Genomic DNA, 19998 nt, shown 5'->3' with positions numbered 1-19998 from the left:
GACTCACTCGCGAATGCTGTCGACGTGGTCGCGGTACCACGCGACCGTGCGCTCGAGTCCCTCTTGCAGACTGATCCTGGCGGTCCAGCCGGCCTCCGCCAACTTGGAGACGTCGAGCAGCTTCTGCGGGGTGCCGTCAGGCTTGGTGGTGTCCCATTCGGTCTCGCCGCCGAACCCGGTCACGTCGGCGATCGTCTCCGCGATCTCGCGGATGGTGACGTCGCTACCGGTACCGACGTTTACCTGATCGGGCCCGTCGTAATGCTCCATCAGGTGCAGAACTGCGTCAGCCATGTCATCGGAGTGCAGGAACTCACGTCGTGGGGTTCCCGTGCCCCAGTTCGTGACGGCGGGAGCACCCGCTTTCGCCGCCTCGTCGTAACGACGAATGAGCGCGGGGAGGACGTGCGAGCCCTTCGGCGAGAAGTTGTCGTTCGGTCCGTACAGGTTCGTCGGCATGGCGCTGATCCACGGCAGCCCGTACTGGCGGCGCACGGCCTGCGTGTGAAGGATGCCGGCGATCTTCGCGATCGCGTACGCGTCATTCGTGGGCTCGAGGTGCCCCGTGAGCAGCGAATCCTCACGGATGGGCTGCTCGGCGAGCTTTGGATAGATGCACGACGATCCGAGGAAGGCGACCCGTTCGACGTCATTGGCGAGCGCCGCGTCGAGCACGTTCGTCTGGATCCGCATGTTGTCGGAGAGGAAGTCCACCGGATAGGTGCTGTTGGCGAGGATGCCGCCGACCTTGGCTGCCGCGAGGACGAGGTACCGCGGCTTGATCTCGGCCATGTAAGCGAAGACGTCGTCGCGGTTCTTCAGGTCGAGATCTGCGGAACTCTTTCCGACGACATGGGTGAAACCCTCCGTCTCGAGTTTCCGAACGATCGCCGACCCGACGAGACCGCGGTGCCCGGCGACGTAGAACGTCGCATCGCGATCGAGCTCGCTCGGCGTATAGGTGACTCCGTCGGTGGCGGTACTCACGCGGTTCCCCACGACGCCAGCTTCACGGTGTCGATCCATTCCGGACCCTTTTCGAGTGCTTCCACGTCGGCGTCAACCATGAGCTTGGCCAGTTGCTTCCCATCGATCGTCGGGACCCAGCCGAGCTTGTCCGCTGCCTTCGACGGGTCGCCGATGAGGGCGTCCACCTCGGTGGGCCGCAGGTAGCGCTCGTCGAACTTCACGAACTCCTGCCAGTCGAGCCCGACGTGACCGAATGACGTCTCGAGGAAGTCCTTAATCGTGTAGCCGACGCCCGTGCCGAGGACGAAGTCTTCGGGCTCGTCGGCCTGCAGCATGCGCCACATGCCCTCGACGTACTCCGCGGCGTAGCCCCAGTCGCGGATCGACTCGAGGTTGCCGAGATAGAGATCCTTCTGGACGCCGGCTTTGATGCGGGCGACGGCACGCGTGATCTTTCGCGTGACGAACGTCTCGCCTCGGCGAGGCGACTCGTGGTTGAAGAGGATGCCGTTGACGGCGAACATGTCGTACGCCTCGCGGTAGTTCTTCACGATCCAGTACGAGTAGAGCTTGGCAACGCCATAGGGCGAGCGCGGGTAGAACGGCGTGCTCTCGCCCTGCGGCGGGGGCGTGGCTCCGAAAAGCTCTGAGGTAGACGCCTGGTAGAACCGCGTCTTGATGCCGGAGAGGCGGACGGCCTCGAGCAGTCGGACCGTGCCGGTGCCCGTCGTATCGGCCGTGTGCTCAGGCTCGTCGAAAGACACGCGCACGTGCGACTGCGCGGCAAGGTTGTAGACCTCGTCGGGGTTGATCTCGCTCATGAGAGTGACCATGCGGGCGCCGTCGCTCAGGTCGCCGTAGTGGAGGAAGAGCTTCGCCGACGGATCGTGCGGATCGACGTACAGGTGGTCGATACGGTGCGTGTTGAAGGTCGATGCTCGACGGATTAGTCCGTGCACCTCGTACCCCTTCGACAGCAGTAGCTCGGCAAGATATGAGCCGTCTTGGCCAGTGATGCCCGTGATGAGTGCGCGCTTGGTCAAAATTGTTCCTCCCCTAGTGACGGCCCACAGCCTAGCGGCAGGTTGTTGCGGGTAGGTTGCGCCGCCAACTCAGCCAGCAAGGCCACTCTGATCACGCCGAAAGGAGATTGCTCACAGCTCTAGACCAAGCTGCCCAAGCCGCGTTTATATCCAGAACCCGCTCTCGATAGGCCCGTCCAGAAGCTCCAAGACTTCCTGCGAGACTGGGCTCTGAACCGATCGCAAAAACGGCGTTCAAAAGATCTTCAGGCCGGCCGGCCTCGACGACTAATCCTGCGCCTGCATTTCGCACCTCGTCCGCTGTGATTCCTTGCACGTCGGTCGCAGCGACAACAGGCCGCGCGGCGTCGAAGTACGAGGTCAGTTTGCTTGGGACGGCCATCCCTGAGACTCCAGGTTTCTCATTAACCAGCAGGACGTCTGCGGCGGCCAAGGCAAGTCGGAACTCTCGATCCTCAAGCGAGTCAACGAAGCGGAGTCTTTCGATTCCTGCAGCGATCGACTGAAGGTGAGCGCGCTCGGATCCGTTGCCGAGGAGAATGAATAGAACGTTTGCGCCTTGCGAATCTGCCAGGCGAGCTGCCTCGACAACGTTTTCCAGACCCTGCTTAGCCCCCATGTTTCCCGCGTGCACCGCTACCGTCCGGTCGGTCGGCCACCCGAGCGCGTCGCGGGCTGCATCTCTATCGGTTGCCTCAGCGGGCGGGAGGTGTGTCCAATTCCGCACAACTGTGATGCGCTGCCTGTCGACACCGAGGTTGTTGGCAACCCAGTCCGCAAATCTCTGATGCACCACTACAACTTGATCGGCTTCCCGTAGTGTCCAAGACTCAACTCCTCGCGTGACCGTGGAGGCCAGTCGATTGCCCTGGCCCGTCTCAGCAAGCCCGAGCGTATAGATGTCCTGCACCCATACGATCAGCGGTCGTCGGCGAAGCCGGAACTTGTTTCGGAACGCAGCTAGCGCGCTTGCGAACAACGATGGTGAGACGCAGATGATCACTGCCCCTTCGGTGCGCGCGAAGAAGAGTCTCACTCCGAAGCTGAGCTCTGAAGCGAGCCGCTTGAAGCCGCGAGGCGGACTGGGCACATAGTGACGTAGCCGCCGAACTCGGAGTCCTGCAACCACTTCCGTTCGCGACCACTGGCCGTAACCTGCGCGTATCTTCCACTCTGGATAATGAGGGTGGGTGGTGGTCACATCCACACGATGACCGAGAGCATGAAGGCCCTTCGACAGTGAGCCTGCGTAGGGCGCGTTCCCCGTCGGCTCCGGAGGGTAGTGAAGACTGAGAATGGAGACTCCTGGAAGTGGCATCACAAGGTGACAATATCCAAGCCGAGCCGGTCATCGACCTCTCTCAGGCTCCTGGTGAGCGAGCTGCCTGGGGGCGGCCAGCCTGGGTCGTCTATGCCTGGGCAATCGCTGAGCGGTTGCTGATCACCAATTCATGGCAGATCAGCTCTCGTCTTCGCGTTGCCACGCTGCGCCTCTTCGGGGCAGAGATTGGAGCCAACGTCATTTATCGGCCGAGGACCCGCGTCGCCTTCCCATGGAAGCTGAAGATCGATGACAGGGCGTGGATTGGTGAGGGGGTCTGGATCCACAACCAGGATGTCGTGAGCATCGGGCACGACGCGGTCGTGAGCCAGGAGGCGTTCATTACGACTGGAAGTCATGCCCACCGCATCAACATGGCTCTTATCACCCGTCCAGTCACAATCGAGGCGGGCGCATGGGTGACGAGCCGCTGTATCGTGCTTGGAGGGGTGACTATCGGTCGGAATGCTCTCATTAAGGCGGGGGTCCGCGTGGATGCGTCCGTTCCCGCGGGCACAATTTGGGACGCAAGCGGAGTCGTGGGACGGAGATTTTCGTGAGTGGATCGAAGGTATCCCAGCAACCTCGCTTTGTTGCGTATTTGGCCGTCCTCCCCTTCTATAGAGAGCGCTGCATGCGGTTGTTGACGTCTGCGCTAGGGGGCGACTTCCAGGCATTTGCGGGCGATCGCCACATCGATGCGACGGTGCGAACTGGAATCTCCCACGATATGTATGCGCCCGTGCTAAATCTCCGGTTCGGTGGAGCGCTCTTCCAGATTGGCGGATGGTCGCGGGTCATCAAAGCCGAGGTCGCGATACTCGATCTGAACCCGCGCAGTCTGAGTGCTTGGATCCTCCTGCTCCTTCGTCGGGGGCTGGGGCGTCGAACTCTTCTGTGGGGCCACCTCCATCCGCGGTCTGGTGCGGGGTCGAGGACGAAGGCTCTCAGGGAAAAGATGCGTTCTTTGGGACACGGGACAATCTTGTACGGCTACGACAGTGTGGTACCCGCGTTGACGAGCCTCCCCGCAAATCCTGTCTGGGTTGCCCCCAACTCGCTGTACGACGCGGAGGAAATGCTGCCCGCTCAGCTCGATTCAGATTCGAATCGGTTCGTCTACGTTGGTCGGTTGGTCGGCGAGAAAAAGGTGCATTTAGCAATACGGGCCATCGAGCGCTTAGTCCAAGCCGGTAGGAACGTCGGTTTGGACATCGTCGGTCAGGGGGAGGATGAGTCGATGCTTCGAGATCTCGCCTATGAATTAGGGGTCTCAGCAAATGTCACCTTCCACGGTCAGATGGCGGACCCCGTGGACCTCTTCAATGTCTACTCCCGGTCAGTTGCCGCGCTGTCGCCAGGCTACGCAGGGCTGAGTCTCACTCAGAGCGTCGGATTCGGAGTGCCGATATTGGTGGCGCGCGAAGAGCCACACGCGCCGGAAATTGAGCTCGCCCGTCTCGGAGGGGTTGAGTTTTTTGAATCGGACGACGTCGACTCTCTCGCGCAGACGATGCTCGGCGCCTTGGAGCATGCCGGTACACAGGACCGGAAGGCTCTCTCGGAGAGGGTTCGCGGCGCTTACTCGGCCGCAGCGATGGCCGAGGGATTGATCCGTGCGCTTCAGGAGGCGCCACAAGAAATCGACAGTTCCGGTTGGCCGACAGGGTTAGGAACTCATCTTGGGTGAATCGACTCGGAGCAGGATACCGAAGCCACTAATTCGCGTGGTCCGATCCCTACTCGCAGCTCGCCAAGTCGGAACCAACGTCACGTTTGGTCCGGACCTTAGGTTGGGCTTGGGGAGCTTCGTATCCAGTCCTCACGGGCTCACCATCGGCTCAAACGTCGCCATCGGGCAGCGAACTCACATAGAAGTAGATGGCAGGATTGGCGACTTCTGCCTCATCGCCAGACACGTTCAGATCGTCGGCCGACTTGATCACGAAATAGACCAGGTAGGCGTTCCTATGGCTGAGTCGACATGGGTGGGGGATCGAGTTCAGAGGGACAGCGACTCCGTTCAGATTGGCCGAGATGTCTGGATTGGTGCAGGTGCAATCGTGGTCGGCGGTGTCGAGATTGGAGAGGGGGCCGTCGTCGCTGCTGGAAGCGTGGTGACCCGCTCGGTGGAGCCGTATTCAATCGTCGGCGGGAATCCTGCTCGGGCGATTCGGCAAAGGTTTAGTTCTACCGAAGCTTCGGAACATTCCAAGGAGTTGGACCGTCGATCACTCCGGTGATGATCTTCCGAGAAATCTTGGACGTGTGTTGCGACGGGCGATCTCACGCGGGAGACGGGGGCCGCAGCTCGCAACTCGGTTCAAGTCTTGTGAGCGGCGCGCAGTATGGCGACCATGGTGATGAGTTGACCAAGAATTGGAGCCAGCGGGAGCCCAACTGGCGACACCCATCCACTAATCGCGAGAGTTGCCAGCGTCACGCACGTTCCAGTCCCGATGGCCAGGGCTGCCGGGCGGGCTCGGTCGATTGAATAAAGGAACGCCTGCGCTGTGCGGCTGATACCGCTGACGGCGGCGGCTATGACTAAGGCTGCGACAAAGGGTGCGGATCCTGAAAAGCCCGGACCAAGTGCGTGCTCGACGACCCACGCGGCTGGCGTCGCAATGACCACAGCGGCGCCAGCGGACGCGATCGCAAACTTCCGCATCTTCTTATAGATGGATCTCTTTGTTGCGGTGTCGCTGGCGCTCATCTGCGGGACGGCGATGGTTACGACTGCGTTCGTGACCAGGTTGACGGGGCCGGCCAGCCGAACGCCGAGGCTATAGAAGCCTGCGGTCGCCGCATTCCCGAATAGGCCGACTATCGTCGGCTCCAACTGAGATGCGCTGGACGTCACAGTCGCTCCCCAGTAAGCTGAAGCGCCTTTAAATGTCAGCCTCATCCGGTGCGGACGGCCGATATACCGAAGCCAAGGTGCAGCGGCGAGGACGGAAGAGCCTACAAATCCCAGTCCTGCCCACAGAGCGACGTCAGTTGTTAGCAAACCCACGATGACGCCGGCCAAGGCAAATAATCGCTGAGCCACGAGGAAGATGGCGGCTTTAAGCACCTCACGTCTGCCGGAGAGTATCCCTTGGGTCAGATCGCTGACTTGTTCAGACGCACCTGCCGCGCCTGCCAACCAGATAAAAGGCCCGGTTCCCGCCAAGCTCTTTTCCGATATGACGCCGGCACATGCGATCAGCACGAGCAAGACGAGGATTGCAATCGTGCGCCAGGCGATCATCGAGCGGAGAACATCAGGGGCTTTCCGGGACGCGTAATTGAGTCGGAGCGCATAATTGTTGAGACCCAACCCGGTTACGGCCGAGCATAGAATGTAAATTGAGAATGCGATCGAGAAGACTCCGAAAAGAGTTGCGCCCGCTCCCCGAGCAATAACGAGGAGTGAGACCGCCTGGACGATGGCCGCTAAGCCGACTGCGGCGATCCTGACGACGAAGCCACGACGCATCAGAGCATCCGAAGGCGTTTCGCGAAGTCAGACGGCGTTGCCCCGCTAGTGCCTCCTACCCTGCCTGCTGAGACAGCCGTCGTGATCGCGCGACCCAGGTCGCTCGGGGAGAGCCGTGTGCTCAGCACGTGACGTGGCCACGCGCGGGATAGCGCGTGCAAGGATCGCGAGCCTGCAGTGACGACTGGCGTGCCGGCAGTCATAGCTTTTCCGGCGATTCCGCTGGGCCCCACGTTCGTATAAGCGAGAACGACGCAAGACGCTTCCAGGATGAGTGCGTCGAGTTCGGAATCGCTCAGGTGGTCCTGGATGACAATGACTGGCCGCCCGGCACTTGTCATCGGGCTCATCCATTGCTCGAGAGTCTCAGGCGCGACGGAAGACTTGCCGGCGATGATAAGTCCGATTCGTGTAGCGCTCTTGGAGACGGCATCGGCGACGACATCGATGTTCTTTCGTGCGTTTATACCGCCGACGACTGCGGCCCATCCAGATGCTTCAGAATCGCGGCCACAAATGCCTTTCGCCCAATCCCGCGAGTCCTGAGTGGTTGTGAAGACGACCGGGTCAGGCACTCCCCAACGACCCCAAGAACGCGCGTGCGAGTCGGTCAGGGTCAAAACCCCCACTCGAGCGTGCCGAAGGCGCACGAGGGATCGGATGGAGGCTTTGACGAGTGTCTGCATTGCCGCGACGACGGTCGAGGAGTGCTGCCCGTCGGGGCGCATTACAAGCAGTCTCAGCGACTCGACCGACTTGGGAACTTTGTTCACGGCGAGCCACGCTAGCCAGGAGTCGCCATCGGGAAGCAAGATGGTCCTCGCATCTGACGCACTCGCGGTCGCCAGCACATCCGAGGGGGCGAACGACGCAGGGTGAACTACGCGAACTGTGTTCTGATCACTCAAATGTATCGACCAGTCGCGGGACGCAACGGCTTCTCGGGTGGCCGCGATCAGGTAGTCCTCGCCGTTACGGTGGAGGTCGTCGACAAGGTGCCGCACGTACGTCAAGCGATGTCCCTCGTGATTCGGAACGACTATCAGATTCATGGTGTCCTGCGTTCGTCGATAGTTGTGAGCGACCGTTGTCCAACGGGAAGCTACCAGTCGCTTGTAACGCCGGTGGGTCCTTCCGTTGCGGGAGCAACTAGGTTTCTGAGGGAAGTTTGTTGCGGTGGGCAGAAGGTGTATCGTATCCCTTTGGTGCCTGCGCCCTGCTGGCCTCGCACCGCGAACGTGAGCCCTCCACTGGCGTGTTCGATCGGTATCCCGAGCGAACCACCCCGGAGTGGGATTCACGAACTCCTCCGTTCGAATCTATGAAAGCAGCACTACTGTGACGCGCACTTACACGCCCAAGGCTGGTGAGATCACCCGCGAGTGGGTGGTCATCGACGCATCCGACGTCGTTCTCGGCCGCCTCGCCTCGCACGCTGCCACGCTCCTGCGCGGCAAGCACAAGCCCACGTTCGCGAACCACGTCGACACCGGCGACTTCGTGATCATCATCAATGCCGACAAGGTGGCCCTCACCGGCCAGAAGCTCGAGCAGAAGAAGGCCTACCGCCACTCGGGTTACCCGGGCGGCCTCAAGTCGGTCACCTACTCCGAGCTCCTCGAGAAGAACTCGGTTCGCGCTGTCGAGAAGGCCGTCCGCGGCATGCTCCCCAAGAACAGCCTGGGTCGTCAGCAGCTGACGAAGCTGAAGGTCTACCGCGGTGCTGAGCACCCCCACGCTGCCCAGCAGCCCACCACGTACACCTTCGACCAGGTCGCCCAGTAAGCGCCGCCGAGAAGAATAAGGATTATCTGATGGCGAAGATCGCTGATTCCCTCGACCAGACCCCTGAGAACTACTCGACCGAGACCCCGGCCGCCGCTGAGGCTGCCCCGGTCCGTCCCGTGCTCTCCGTCCCCGGTGCCGCTGTCGGCCGCCGCAAGCAGGCCATCGCCCGCGTGCGCCTGGTCCCCGGCTCGGGCACCATCACGGTGAACGGCCGCACGATCGAGGACTACTTCCCCAACAAGCTGCACCAGCAGCTGATCAACGACCCGTTCACGGTCCTCGGCCTCGCCGGTGGCTACGACGTGATCGCCCGCATCTCGGGTGGTGGCCCCTCGGGCCAGGCCGGCGCCCTGCGCCTCGGCATCGCGCGGTCGCTGAACCAGATCGACGAAGAGAACAACCGCCCGACCCTCAAGAAGGCCGGCTTCCTCTCCCGTGACGCTCGCGTCAAGGAGCGCAAGAAGGCTGGTCTCAAGAAGGCGCGTAAGGCTCCTCAGTACTCGAAGCGTTAATCCTTCGATGGCACTGTTCGGGACGGACGGTGTGCGGGGCCTCGCGAACGGCCCCCTCACCGCCGATCTCGCGCTCACCCTGGCCCAGGCGACCGCTGTCGTCCTGGGCCAGGGTCGTATCGCGAACGCACGCAAAGCCGCCGGCAAGCGCCTCACCGCTGTCGTCGCACGCGACCCCCGGGTCTCCGGGCACTTCTTGAGCGCGGCCGTCGCCGCGGGGCTCGCCTCGTCCGGCGTGGACGTCCTCGATGCCGGTGTCTTGCCGACCCCTGCCGCCGCCTTCCTCGTCGGCGACATCGACGCCGACTTCGGCGTCATGATCTCGGCGTCGCACAACCCGGCACCCGACAACGGCATCAAGATCTTCGCGCGCGGCGGCGTCAAACTGCCCGATGTCGTCGAACGGCGCATCGAAGAAGCGATGACCGGCCCGAAGCTCGCGCCCACCGGGGGAGCGGTCGGTCGTATCAGCCGGTTTGCCGATGCCGAAGACCGCTACGTCGTGCACCTGCTCGCGTCGCTGCGCACCAGCCTTCGTGGGCTGCACGTCGTGCTCGATTGCGCGCACGGCGCCGCGTCCGGAGTCTCGCCCGAGACTTTCCGCGACGCGGGCGCCAAGGTCACCGTCATTGGCGCCGACCCCAACGGCCTCAACATCAACGAAGGCGTCGGCTCCACCCACCTCGACGTTCTCGTCGCCGAAGTGCTCCGCACCGGCGCCGACCTCGGCATCGCCCACGACGGCGACGCCGACCGCTGCCTCGCCGTCGACGCCGACGGCCGCATCATCGACGGCGACCAGATCATGGCGATCCTCGCGGTATCGATGAAACAGCGCGGGCTGCTGAAGGACGACACGCTCGTCGCCACCGTGATGAGCAACCTCGGCCTGCACCGAGCGATGGCCGACAACGCCATCCACCTCGAAACGACCGGCGTCGGCGACCGTTACGTTCTCGAGCGCATGAACGAGGGCGGGTTCTCGCTCGGCGGTGAGCAGAGCGGCCACGTCATCATGAGCGAGTACGCGACGACGGGCGACGGTGTCCTCACGGGACTGCACCTCGCCGCGGAGGTCGCGCGTCAGCGCAAGCCGCTGTCGGAACTCGCAAAGGTCATGACCGTCTTCCCGCAGGTGCTGATCAACGTCAAGGGCGTCGAGCGGTCGCGTGCCACCGATGCCGACGTACTCGCTGCGGTCGAGGCCGTCGAAGCGGAACTCGGCGACACCGGCCGAGTGTTGCTGCGCCCGTCGGGAACCGAACAACTCGTGCGGGTCATGGTCGAAGCGGCATCGGAAGAGGATGCGAAGCGGGTCGGCGAGCGCCTGGCGGAGGTTGTGCGGGGCTGACGTGGATCTGTACTAGCGGCCAAGCCTGTCCGGTCTGCGCCGTCGCGCCTGATCTCGACGATGCGACGTGGGCGCAAGGATGCCGTGCTCGGTGTACTCAGCGACTCGACGTGTCACGAGACGACGGAGTGGATCTACCTGCTCCTGGTCTGGCTCGGCACGATCTTCCCTGCGTGGACGATCACCTGGCGTGTGTGGGACGACGCTGTGCAGCAGTATGAAGCTCCTGTCACCATCCAGGCAGACACGGGTGCTCGCACGCTCACTGTCTACAACGGAAGCAAGCCGGGAGCGGGTTCGCACTACCCGTGCGAGAACAGCAACGTGTCGCGGTTCCTCGAGACGCTGCCGGTCGAGCCGACCGCCGTGATGCTGAGCTTTGGGTACAACAGTGCGCTGGCCTACTACCGCGACTCCATCATGGAGACACAGAGGTGGGTCTCGGGTACTACCCGAAGACCGAGCTCATCGCTGTCGCGCAGCCGCCGAAGGGCAACCTCGACCCGGATCAGGCGAACAGCCTGAAGCGATCCCGCGACGTACGCGACGTGGCCCTCGCGAACGGATGGGGGCTGATCGACGCGGCGCAGGCGTTCCTGGACTACGGCAACTTCACTGCCGACCTGATAAGCAGCGACGGCATCCACCCGAATGCAGCTGGATCACAGGCGTGCGCGGACGCGGCCAAGCGCTACTTCATCCCGGACGCGGGGTCCACGCCTTACTGGACGCCCGCACCGACTATGGACCGGTTCTTCATCCCGGCGAAGTCGTTCGACGTGACGCTGCTATCCGGGCGTGTGCGAGATCGGGAAGACCCCGGCGAACGTGCCTTGCTTCCGGTTCTCCGACTCGAACGACAACATCATCGCCGCGGTCGCGGACGTGCCCCCATCGTGGGCAGCCGTCAGCGTCTACGCTCTGTGGTCGACGGCGGGCGGGTCCACGAACTCGGTCGTCTTCTACGTCGACTGGATGAAGCTCACCGATGGGGTCGGTGTGCCCCTGTCCGGCTTCACCCCGGCGGGCTTCACGACCGGGACGAAGAACGTGGTCAACTCGCAAGCTGCGGTCACCTCGCGATCGACGAAGGTCCACTCGTGCGAGTCATCCAGCGGCGGTCGTCCCATCGTCTTCCGGGTGCGGCGTGACGGGCCTGACGCCGCAGACACAACCAGCGTCGAATGGTACTTCTACGGGCTGATGGTGGAGCGGGCCGAGTAGGTCAGCGTCGCTTCGCGGTGCGGACGAGATACGCGACGCTGAAGATCAGGGCGAACGACGCCGCACCCCAGAACAGGGGAGCGATGGCGGTCCGGTCGTCCCAGATCAGAAGGCAGACCACCGCGGCGACGACCCCGGTGGGGAGGGCTGAGTACAGCGCGAGGCGCTGCGTGTCAGTCCACTGAATCTCATCGACGAGACGAAGCGTAGCGCGTGAGCGGCCGGGCGGGGACTATGTCCTCTGCTCGGCCGCTTTCGTCATTTCGGCGGTTGGCGTCGCGGAGAGCAAGCGCGGCGACGAGCAGGCTCGCTGCGAGTAGTGCTGCGCGGTTCTCGGCCCACGGCGAGAAGAGGACGTCCCACACTCCCTGGATGCAGACGAGCGCGACCAGCGGGTACAGGCGTCCGCTGGCGCGGAAGAGCGTCACGACGAACAGAGCGATCAGGGCGAGCGGGAAGATCGCGGCCAGGATGCCACCGGTCACCCACGACTCGAAGAGGATCGAGTGGAGCGAGATGCGACCGTCGGCGCGCACCCACATGCGGTAGTAGGACGGCAGATCGTACATGCCGATCGAGTTCGCGAACTGGGCGCCCAGGCCGAGCGTGTCCGTGCGGATGGCGTTCGGGTTGCCCCAACCGCCGACCGGGTTCTGAACGATGGCTGCGAGGGACAACGGGGGCTCGACTCGTCCACTCAGGAGCGCCGGCCCGCCGCCGCTCAACTGCCACTCCGTCTTCGAGCGGAGAGACTCGCCGAACGCACCGGATTCGATGACCGCAATGAGGACGGTCGAGATCCCGATGAGGAACCCGGCGACGATGCCTGCGCGCAGCCACCAGTAGCGGCTTGACCCGGCCCGGGAATGGAAGACCCATGCGACGATCGCCGCGAGGCACAGGCCGGAGAACGATCGGTATTCGAGTGCGAGGCTAGCGACTGCGAGGCCCCCGAGGGCGATGATGGGCAGCAGGCGGTGGGCGCGGCTCGTGATGTAGAGGATCGCGGCTGTCGCTGGGAAGGCGATCCCGTATTTCCAGATGACTTCGAGCTCGCGAGACCCGTCCCACCCGACGACGACGAAGTAGACGACTGTGGCCGCTCCCGCGATTGCGAGCATCGCCGCGGCGTCGTCAACAGTCCCAGCTACCTTCGAGAAGCCCGTGAGACAGAGGGCGAAGACGACGACGCCGAGGATGTGCGTCGTGTACCACCCGGCAGGGGAGTAGGCGCCAGCGATAAACATCGCGACGACGGCGAGGGCCGCGGACCACAGGATGCTTTTGACCCACCGTGTCCACGGTGCCGCTGCGCGCATGGGCAAGAGCGCGGCCGACAGAACTGTCGCGGCCGGGACCATCGAAGAGATGACCGGCACGGCTGCGGACAATCCCATGCCCCAGCGGAGGGCCGACGGTCGTCGCGGTGCCGCGATCTTGTCAGTCCTCATGGGCGCGATCCTACCCGCGAGCTGAGGAGCCCGTTGACGCTGGGTCTATCGAGAAAGACCAGCGTTGATGGATGCCGCGAGGACTTGGTAGCCCTCCTCGTTCGGGTGGACCTTGTCTGGCCCGATCAGATCAGGACGCCCCTCAAGGGGCTGGCCGAGGTCCAGGAAGGTCGCGTCAACCGATTCTGCGGCGGCCCGCTCCCATTCGGCGAGGTCGTTGAGTTCATCGGGCGCGGTCTCGTCCTGCCACAGGGGAGACGTCACGTAGATAGTCGCGTCGGGTAGTTGAACGCGCAGCTCCTCGAAAAAGGCACCGATTGATTCGCGGAGGACATCGGGGTTTGCGCCGACGCCGTTCCGGCCACCATTGACGACAACGATCTCCGGATCGATCTTGACCGCAGCGGGGATCTGCTCGATAAAGGACTCGCAGTAGTCAGCGCCACACGCTGTACGCGCCTGCTCGACCGTCTGATCTGGGTTCGGAATGAAACCCGTGCCACCCCGAGCAAGGTTCCTGCTGGACCATTTCTGCTCCCGTGCGATCGCAGTTACGTAGCCACCCTTCTTGCTCCCGGCGCCCGTCGTGTACGAGTCGCCGAAGAACACAGCGACAGGTGGTCGCTCCGTCAACGTCCACTCCACCGGGCGCAGCTCGCTTGCAGAGGTGGGGCTGGGCCGATCGAGGATGGATGGGACAGCAACGGCCGCAACGATGGCCAAGAACGCAGAGGCTCCCGCGACACCCCAGACCGGCATGCCGCCGTACTGCTGCGTCCAAAAGCTCGCCTGTGACCGCGGACGTTGCCGGCGAAGTCGTTTCCCCATGCGCTCGATCATATCGACGCGATGAGACGGCTCTCATCTCTGCCCAAACGAACGCTTGAGCACCGATGCGGAGCCTCGTGTGCAGAGCTGCTTGTGGCCACGAAGCGTGCGTGGACCTCCCCTAAGCAGGCCCGTCGCACTTGCGGCGCCGTCGCTGAGGCTCAGGTGGTCCTCCAAGCAAGCCCATCACGACCCGCAACCCACGACCGCGAACCGAGACATCCCCCGCCACCGGGTAGTTTTCTGATCGGCAGTGACCGATCGGGAGGAGACAGGACGCCCTCGACGGCCACCGCCCGGCAACGCATCCAGGGGTCGGACCTCCCCGCGGATGGGCGATCCTTCTGGTGCTTATGCGTCACTCCTGGCCGCAGGTCTTCGGCGGTGCCGGCGTCGGCGCGTCAGCGTAAGCCGCTGTCGGAACTCGCGAAGGTCATGACTGTCTTCCCGCAGGTGCTCATCAACGTGAAGGGCGTCGAACGCTCGCGCGCCACCGATGCCGACGTGCTCGCCGCGGTAGAGGCCGTCGAAACGGAACTCGGCGACACCGGCCGGGTGTTGCTGCGCCCGTCGGGCACCGAGCCGCTCGTGCGGGTCATGGTCGAAGCGGCGTCCGAAGAAGACGCGAAGCGGGTTGCGGAGCAACTTGCGGAGGTCGTACGCGGCTGAGGTCACGTCTGCAGGAGTGGCCAAGACCGAACAGGTCACAGCGGCATCCATAGATGACCCGCTCGAATCGCCCCCACTCAACAGTCCCCACGACTGAGCGGGGGCGATCCGACGTTGATGGTCGGAGCTCCGCACCGTTGCGTGCGACCCCCCGGCCGCTGAGCCGACCACCCGAAATGTTCGGAACCCTGCCGAATTCGGATTGGCCCGGGCACTCCGCGAACGGACGCGTAAGTGCAGAACGACCCGCGGGACCACAAGTGCGTCGGTGGCAACGTGCGCCCACCCGCTACTCTCTGATCGGCAGTGACCGATCGGGAGGAGACCGGATGCCCTCCACGGCCGTGAGCCCACATCGCATCGAAGGGCTTGACCTCCTCCGCGGGCTGGCGATCCTGCTCGTGCTGCTGCGGCACTCGTGGCCGCAGGTGTTCGGTGGCGCCGGCATCGTCGGGGTCGTCGTGTTCTTCACCCTCAGCGGGTATCTGATCACCGGCATCCTCGTCTCCGACGTTCGACAGCACGGGCGGGTGCGGTACGGGCGGTTCTACCGCAACCGCGCGATCCGGCTGGTTCCCGCTCTGGCCTTCCTCCTCATCGGGTTCGTCATCGTCGAAGGCGTCATCGACCTCATCGACACGCGCGACGCGGTGTGGCGCACGGTGGTGCTCGCCGCGACCTACACGACGAACATCCCCGGCCTCGAGCCCACCAGCCGCTCGATGACCCACCTGTGGACGCTCGCGAACGAGGAGCAGTTCTACCTGGTGTGGCCGCTCCTGCTGGTGTTCGGCATCCGTTTCCGAAAGCTTCGTGCCGTCGTTTTCGGAGCGGCGGCCGTCGTCGTGGTCGCCCTGGCCGTCACGATCGTTGTCCACCGGGACGACCCCACCTTCCTCTACACGCTGCCGACCACGTGGACCATCGCCATGATCATCGGCGCCGCTGCCCGACTGGCGCAGGTGAGGCTCAACTGGATCATCACGGAACGCCGGCGACCGTGGGTGGCCGGGGCAGCGGTCGCGGGTCTCATCGCGCTCGTGTTCATCCCGGATGCGAAGAGCTCGCTCATCGTCTACGCCGTCGGCGGTGTGCTCATCGGCGTGCTGACCGTCGCGCTCATCTGGTACCTGCGGACCATCCCCACTGTCGCCTCGATCGCGAAGCCCCTCCTCGGCCTCGGTGTGGTCTCGTACGCGGCCTACCTGTGGAACTACCCCGTCACGTTCTGGGCGCGCGACCTCGCGCCGAACAGCTGGCCCTGGATCGCCTCCATTGTCACCATCGGGCTCGCGACCGTCAGCTGGTTCCTCGTCGAGCGGCCGTTCAATAGGTTCAAGGCCCGGGTAACTCATCCGACCGCAAAACACCAGGGCCTCGCGGCATCCCCCTCCCGTTCGTAGCGTTGACGGTCCCGGAACGTTCCGCTCCCGGGACATCGACGAAAGGACCAGATCATGGGACTCGACGACAAGATCAAGAACACCGCCCAGGACCTCACCGGCAAGGGCAAGGAAGCGGCCGGTAAGGCCACCGACAACGAGCGCCTCGAGGCTGAAGGTCACAAGGACCAGACCGAGGCCAACGTCAAGCAGGCCGGCGAGAACGTGAAGGACGCGTTCAAGTAAGCCACTGACGCGAACGCCCTGGCCCTCGGGCCAGGGCGTTCTGCATGTGCATCGAGCGGCGCTATCTCAGCTCCAGGTGTGCACCGGCTCGTTCGTGTGCATCGCCTCGCGGTACTCGAGCAGCGTGGTGCGGAGAGCGTCGTCGCGCTCCATCCCCGAGCGAGCCCGCATTCGACGGGCGAACCATTCGGCGCCGTTCGTCCTCGTCACGCAGCGGCCCTCGATGATCCCGAGGTAGCGGTCGCGCTCGTGGGGCGGAACGCCCCACGCATCGAGGCCCTCCGCGGCGAGGGGCAGCAGGGTGTCGAGGATCAGGCCCGTCGCGGGCACCTGACCGGTACCCGGCCACGACAGCTGCGCGTCGATGCCCACGCGCGCCGCCGACTGGAAGTTCTCCTGCGCGGCGGCGAACGGCATCCGCGACCACACCGGGCGCTCATCCTCCGCGAGCGAACGCACCAGGCCGAAATAGAACGCGGCGTTCGCGACCGTGTCGACCACCGTCGGACCCGCCGCGAGGATGCGGTTCTCCACACGCAGGTGCGGCATTCCGTCGGCGATGTCGTACACCGGGCGGTTCCACCGGTACACCGTGCCGTTGTGCAGCTTCAGTTCCGCCAGCGACGGCACGCCGCCCGACTCGAGCACCTCGAGTGGGTCCTCATCGTCGATGATCGGCAGCAGCGCCGGGAAGTACCGGACGTTCTCTTCGAACAGGTCGAACACCGACGTGATCCAGCGTTCGCCGAACCACACCCGAGGACGCACGCCCTGCGCCTTCAACTCCTCGCTACGTGTGTCGGTCGCCTGCTCGAAGAGCGGAATCCGCGACTCGCGCCACAGCTCCCGGCCCAGCAGGTAGGGCGAGTTCGCCGCCACCGCGAGCTGCGCACCCGCGATCGCCTGCGACGCGTTCCAGTACGACGCGAACTGCGCGGGCGAGGTCTGCACGTGGAACTGCGTGCTCGTGCACGCCGCCTCGGGCACGATCGAGTCGGCCGTCGTCTCGAGTCGCTCAGGCCCGGCGATCGAGATCGCGATGTCCTCACCGCGCGCGTCCAGCACCTGCTCGTTCAGCAGGTCGTACCGCGAGTCCGGGCTGAGGGTGTCGCTGCTCAGATGACGCTGCGCCAGGGTGGGCAGGATGCCGATCATCACGAGGTGCGCGCCGAGGTCGGCGGACCGCACCTCGGCGTCGTTCAGTCGCTTTCGCATGCCGTCCTCGAAGGTCGAGAGACCGCCCTCGCGCAGCTTCGCGGGCGGCACGTTGATCTCGACGTTGAAGCGACCGAGCTCCGTCACGAACGCGGGATCGGCGATCGCCCTGAGGACCTGCTCGTTTCGCATGGCGGGGTCCCCGACGGCGTCCACGAGGTTCAGCTCGAGTTCGAGCCCCGTCATCGGGTCATCGGTGTCGAACCGGGCTTCGCGCAGCATCCGTTCGAAGACGTCGAGGTTCCGACGGATCTTCTCGCGATGAAGGGTGCGGTCGGCACCCGTGATCTCCTGCTTCTCGACTTCTTCTCCCACCCCGCCACGATAGGTCGGGCCGTCGCGAGCGCCGGGGCCGTTGACAAGCGTCGCGCTCGTCCCGCGTTCGTCATGTTCTCGGCAGACACTCTCGCCGAGGGGCCTCCGCCGCTAGACTGACGCCGGGCCGACAGGCCTCTTTCTGGGGAAAGAACGACGAATGGCTGGGCGGGCACCCGAACTCGCTGCGCAGCGGCGCATCATCCTCGGCGTCCACGTGTGGTGGGATGCCGTCACCAGTCGCGCCTTCTTCACGCGAACGGCGCTGTGGATCAGCCTGATCGTCTCGCTCACGGTCATGGCGCCGTTCCAGCACTTCTCCGGTCCCTCCGGCTATCTGCAGGTCGTGGTCATCGCGGTCGTCGGATGGGCGACCCTCGTCGCCGCGCTGATCCCCGTGGCCCGCGCGGAGAGACGGATGCGGCGGGCGACGGCTCGCGGCATCCTCGTCCTCGCGGCCGTCGTCATCGCCGCGATCCTGCGTCCGTTCGTCAACGAAGGCGTGTACGTCCTGGTGTTTGCCGGGACGCCGGACTTCAGCGGTCTCACCGCCCGCATCACCTCGAACATTGTCGTCTGGGTGGCGGGGCTGTCGATCATCGCGATGACCGTACGATCGATCGAGCTCACCCGCGGCAGCCGCGCCCGTCTCAGCGCGGCCATCGTCACGCTGACCGACGGGCGGCGCCGCCTGGCCCGATTCGAGTCCGAGAACCGCGAGGTGCTCAGCCCCCTCATCTCTCGGCTTCGTCGCAGCCGTGAGGAGATGCTCGCCGGGACGATCGACTTCGTCGCGGTCCGCGACTACTCCGAGGAAGTCCGCACCGCCAGCCACCAGCTCGAGGAGCGCAGCGGGCTCGACCTGCGCGTCATCGCCGCAGCGGCCGAAGAGCAGCCGGCCGACGCGCCGCCGCGGTCCGCGCTGACGATGCTGAGACCCACCCCGTTCGCGTTGACCGGTTTCGTCTTCTTCCTCGGCGCCGTCCCGCACGTGCACCACCTCGCCGGCCCGTGGGTCGCCGGGGGAGCGATCCTGCTCGGCATGCCGGTCACCCTGGCCGCCGACCTCGCCATCCGGCTCCTCACCCGGGACGCGCCGCCGTCGCGACGCGGACGCATCATCGTCGGCACGTGGATCGCCGCCGGGGTCGTGATGACCCTCGTCGCGCACCTCTTCATCGCCCCGAACGACCCCACGCGCCTCGTTCCGCTCGCGTCGCTGCCGCTCGTCGCCCTCGCGCTCGCCGCCTGCACCGACGCCATGGCCCGCGCGTCCGACAGTGCGCACCGGCTCGAGGTCGTGCTCGCCCTCGTCGCCCGGACCCTGACCGCGAAGACCGCCTCGGCACGCCGGCCGCTGCGCAACGCCGCGCACGTCCTGCACGGACGCGTGCAGGGTCGCTGCGTCCTGCTCGCTGCCGCGGCGGACGAGTGGGAGCTCACTCCGGACGACGTCGCGACGTTCCGCCGAGAGACGGATGCCGCCTTCGATTCGATCCTCGCGTTCATCGCCGAGGTCGACTCCGCCGCGCTCGAGGGGACGGTGCAGAGCGCCCACGAGGATCTGTCCGAACTCGTCGCCACCTGGCGATCCGTCGTCGGGGTCGACAGCACCATCTCGCGCGCCGCGACGGACGCGCTCACCGACCCCGCGCTCTCCCGCCGCGTCGCCACCATCGTCAACGAGGGTTTCGTCAACGCGATCAAGCACTCCATCGCCAAGCAGGTCTGGGTCGACATCGACGTCACGGGCGATGCGCTGCTCGTGCGGACCTGGTCGACCGGCATCCTCGACAAGGAACCCGTCGTCGCCCCTCAGTTGCGCGGCATCAGCGTGCTGGGCGTCGGCGCCCGCATCTACCAGCAGGGCGACGCGGTCGTGCTCGAAGTCCCCGTGCCGCTGAACCCCGAACGCGACCAGGTGCCGGCACCCATCGCGGTCCTGCCGCGCCGTGCGTGGTGGTCGCGCCGCCCCGCGGGGGCGTCCCGGGTCGGCTGACTCTCAGTACTCCAGCAGAGCGGCGACCACGAGGGCGATCACGCCCAGCGCGACGACGATCACGGCGGCATACGCCCACCACCGCAGACCCGGTGGCTTCGGAGCGGAACGCTGACGCGAACGGCGGTGCGACGAACGACCGGACATCGGTGACCTCCTCAGACGGCAGCGCGGATGCGCTCAGACTCGAGTGATCGGCACCGT

At 64.9% G+C, this 19998-nt stretch carries 19 protein-coding genes and 1 pseudogene; 11 read left to right on the top strand and 9 right to left on the bottom strand.

Annotated features, from left to right (window positions below):
* Positions 1-3: 3 nt before the first annotated feature.
* From BLP38_RS09660 to BLP38_RS09650, 3 genes are all read right to left on the bottom strand, one after another.
* Entirely contained in the window at positions 4-1026 is a 1023-nt protein-coding gene (locus tag BLP38_RS09660) for a GDP-L-fucose synthase family protein (protein ID WP_091359734.1), read from the bottom strand.
* Positions 984-2012 carry a GDP-mannose 4,6-dehydratase gene (gmd, locus tag BLP38_RS09655; protein ID WP_091356645.1) on the bottom strand — a complete coding sequence of 343 codons (1029 nt, stop codon included), beginning with the start codon at positions 2010-2012 and terminating at the stop codon, positions 984-986. The genes BLP38_RS09660 and gmd overlap by 43 nt, the downstream gene beginning before the upstream one ends.
* 91 nt (positions 2013-2103) lie before the next feature.
* Positions 2104-3330, bottom strand: coding sequence for a glycosyltransferase family 4 protein (locus BLP38_RS09650; RefSeq protein ID WP_091356641.1), 1227 nt, complete (start codon positions 3328-3330; stop codon positions 2104-2106).
* 988 nt (positions 3331-4318) lie between these two features.
* On the opposite strand from BLP38_RS09650, the gene BLP38_RS14240 reads away from it, so the two are divergent.
* Together BLP38_RS14240 and BLP38_RS14430 are read left to right on the top strand one after the other, a co-directional pair.
* Positions 4319-5023 carry a glycosyltransferase gene (locus BLP38_RS14240; RefSeq protein WP_157681091.1) on the top strand — a complete coding sequence of 235 codons (705 nt, stop codon included), beginning with the start codon at positions 4319-4321 and terminating at the stop codon, positions 5021-5023.
* 280 nt (positions 5024-5303) lie between these two features.
* Positions 5304-5576 (top strand): DapH/DapD/GlmU-related protein, encoded by a 273-nt coding sequence (locus tag BLP38_RS14430; RefSeq protein ID WP_091356637.1) that lies wholly within the window; start codon positions 5304-5306, stop codon positions 5574-5576.
* Positions 5577-5656: 80 nt separating this feature from the next.
* On the opposite strand, the gene BLP38_RS09630 is transcribed toward BLP38_RS14430, so the two are convergent.
* Both BLP38_RS09630 and BLP38_RS14460 read right to left on the bottom strand, forming a co-directional pair.
* Positions 5657-6814 carry a lipopolysaccharide biosynthesis protein gene (locus BLP38_RS09630; RefSeq protein ID WP_091356634.1) on the bottom strand — a complete coding sequence of 386 codons (1158 nt, stop codon included), beginning with the start codon at positions 6812-6814 and terminating at the stop codon, positions 5657-5659.
* Positions 6814-7500 (bottom strand): glycosyltransferase, encoded by a 687-nt coding sequence (locus BLP38_RS14460; RefSeq protein WP_442922942.1) that lies wholly within the window; start codon positions 7498-7500, stop codon positions 6814-6816. The genes BLP38_RS09630 and BLP38_RS14460 overlap by 1 nt, the downstream gene beginning before the upstream one ends.
* A gap of 652 nt (positions 7501-8152) precedes the next feature.
* Between BLP38_RS14460 and rplM the strand changes: the two genes are divergently transcribed.
* The 5 genes from rplM (at position 8153) to BLP38_RS09600 (ending at position 11689) form a co-directional block, all read left to right on the top strand.
* Entirely contained in the window at positions 8153-8599 is a 447-nt protein-coding gene (gene rplM, locus BLP38_RS09620) for a 50S ribosomal protein L13 (protein WP_065570908.1), read from the top strand.
* A 29-nt stretch (positions 8600-8628) separates the two neighbouring features.
* The gene (gene rpsI / locus BLP38_RS09615) at positions 8629-9114 is read left to right on the top strand and encodes a 30S ribosomal protein S9 (protein WP_020098671.1); all 486 of its coding nucleotides are present in this window, start codon (positions 8629-8631) and stop codon (positions 9112-9114) included.
* A 7-nt stretch (positions 9115-9121) separates the two neighbouring features.
* A complete protein-coding gene (gene glmM, locus BLP38_RS09610; protein WP_091356628.1) occupies positions 9122-10465 on the top strand; it encodes a phosphoglucosamine mutase in 1344 nt (447 codons plus the stop codon).
* Between the two features lie 84 nt (positions 10466-10549).
* The gene (locus BLP38_RS09605) at positions 10550-10990 is read left to right on the top strand and encodes a hypothetical protein (RefSeq protein WP_091356624.1); all 441 of its coding nucleotides are present in this window, start codon (positions 10550-10552) and stop codon (positions 10988-10990) included.
* A 273-nt stretch (positions 10991-11263) separates the two neighbouring features.
* Positions 11264-11689 (top strand): hypothetical protein, encoded by a 426-nt coding sequence (locus tag BLP38_RS09600; RefSeq protein WP_091356621.1) that lies wholly within the window; start codon positions 11264-11266, stop codon positions 11687-11689.
* 188 nt (positions 11690-11877) lie between these two features.
* Here BLP38_RS09600 and BLP38_RS09595 read toward each other — a convergent pair whose 3' ends face one another.
* Together BLP38_RS09595 and BLP38_RS09590 are read right to left on the bottom strand one after the other, a co-directional pair.
* Positions 11878-13140 (bottom strand): hypothetical protein, encoded by a 1263-nt coding sequence (locus tag BLP38_RS09595; RefSeq protein WP_091356617.1) that lies wholly within the window; start codon positions 13138-13140, stop codon positions 11878-11880.
* 45 nt (positions 13141-13185) lie between these two features.
* Complete coding sequence (locus BLP38_RS09590) at positions 13186-13980, bottom strand: SGNH/GDSL hydrolase family protein (RefSeq protein WP_091356613.1); 795 nt, start codon at positions 13978-13980, stop codon at positions 13186-13188.
* A 384-nt stretch (positions 13981-14364) separates the two neighbouring features.
* Between BLP38_RS09590 and BLP38_RS09585 the strand changes: the two are divergent.
* From BLP38_RS09585 to BLP38_RS09575, 3 genes and pseudogenes are all read left to right on the top strand, one after another.
* Positions 14365-14637 (top strand): annotated as a pseudogene (locus BLP38_RS09585) (phosphoglucosamine mutase); the annotation flags it as partial.
* Between the two features lie 329 nt (positions 14638-14966).
* Positions 14967-16040, top strand: coding sequence for an acyltransferase family protein (locus BLP38_RS09580; RefSeq protein ID WP_157681090.1), 1074 nt, complete (start codon positions 14967-14969; stop codon positions 16038-16040).
* Positions 16041-16094: 54 nt separating this feature from the next.
* Positions 16095-16265, top strand: coding sequence for a CsbD family protein (locus tag BLP38_RS09575; protein WP_091356606.1), 171 nt, complete (start codon positions 16095-16097; stop codon positions 16263-16265).
* A gap of 66 nt (positions 16266-16331) precedes the next feature.
* On the opposite strand, the gene BLP38_RS09570 is transcribed toward BLP38_RS09575, so the two are convergent.
* Positions 16332-17795 carry a glutamate--cysteine ligase gene (locus BLP38_RS09570; protein ID WP_091356603.1) on the bottom strand — a complete coding sequence of 488 codons (1464 nt, stop codon included), beginning with the start codon at positions 17793-17795 and terminating at the stop codon, positions 16332-16334.
* Between the two features lie 160 nt (positions 17796-17955).
* Here BLP38_RS09570 and BLP38_RS09565 point away from each other — a divergent pair, with 160 nt between their 5' ends.
* Complete coding sequence (locus BLP38_RS09565) at positions 17956-19794, top strand: hypothetical protein (protein ID WP_091356599.1); 1839 nt, start codon at positions 17956-17958, stop codon at positions 19792-19794.
* 3 nt (positions 19795-19797) lie between these two features.
* On the opposite strand, the gene BLP38_RS14330 is transcribed toward BLP38_RS09565, so the two are convergent.
* Positions 19798-19941, bottom strand: a complete 144-nt coding sequence (locus BLP38_RS14330) for a hypothetical protein (RefSeq protein ID WP_165971335.1) — start codon at positions 19939-19941, stop codon at positions 19798-19800.
* Positions 19942-19998: the final 57 nt, after the last annotated feature.

It is taken from the genome of Microbacterium sp. LKL04, from assembly GCF_900102005.1.
Lineage (GTDB): Bacteria > Actinomycetota > Actinomycetes > Actinomycetales > Microbacteriaceae > Microbacterium.
The sequence above is the reverse complement of the archived record's forward strand: the minus strand, read 5'-3'. Positions and strand labels throughout refer to the sequence as shown.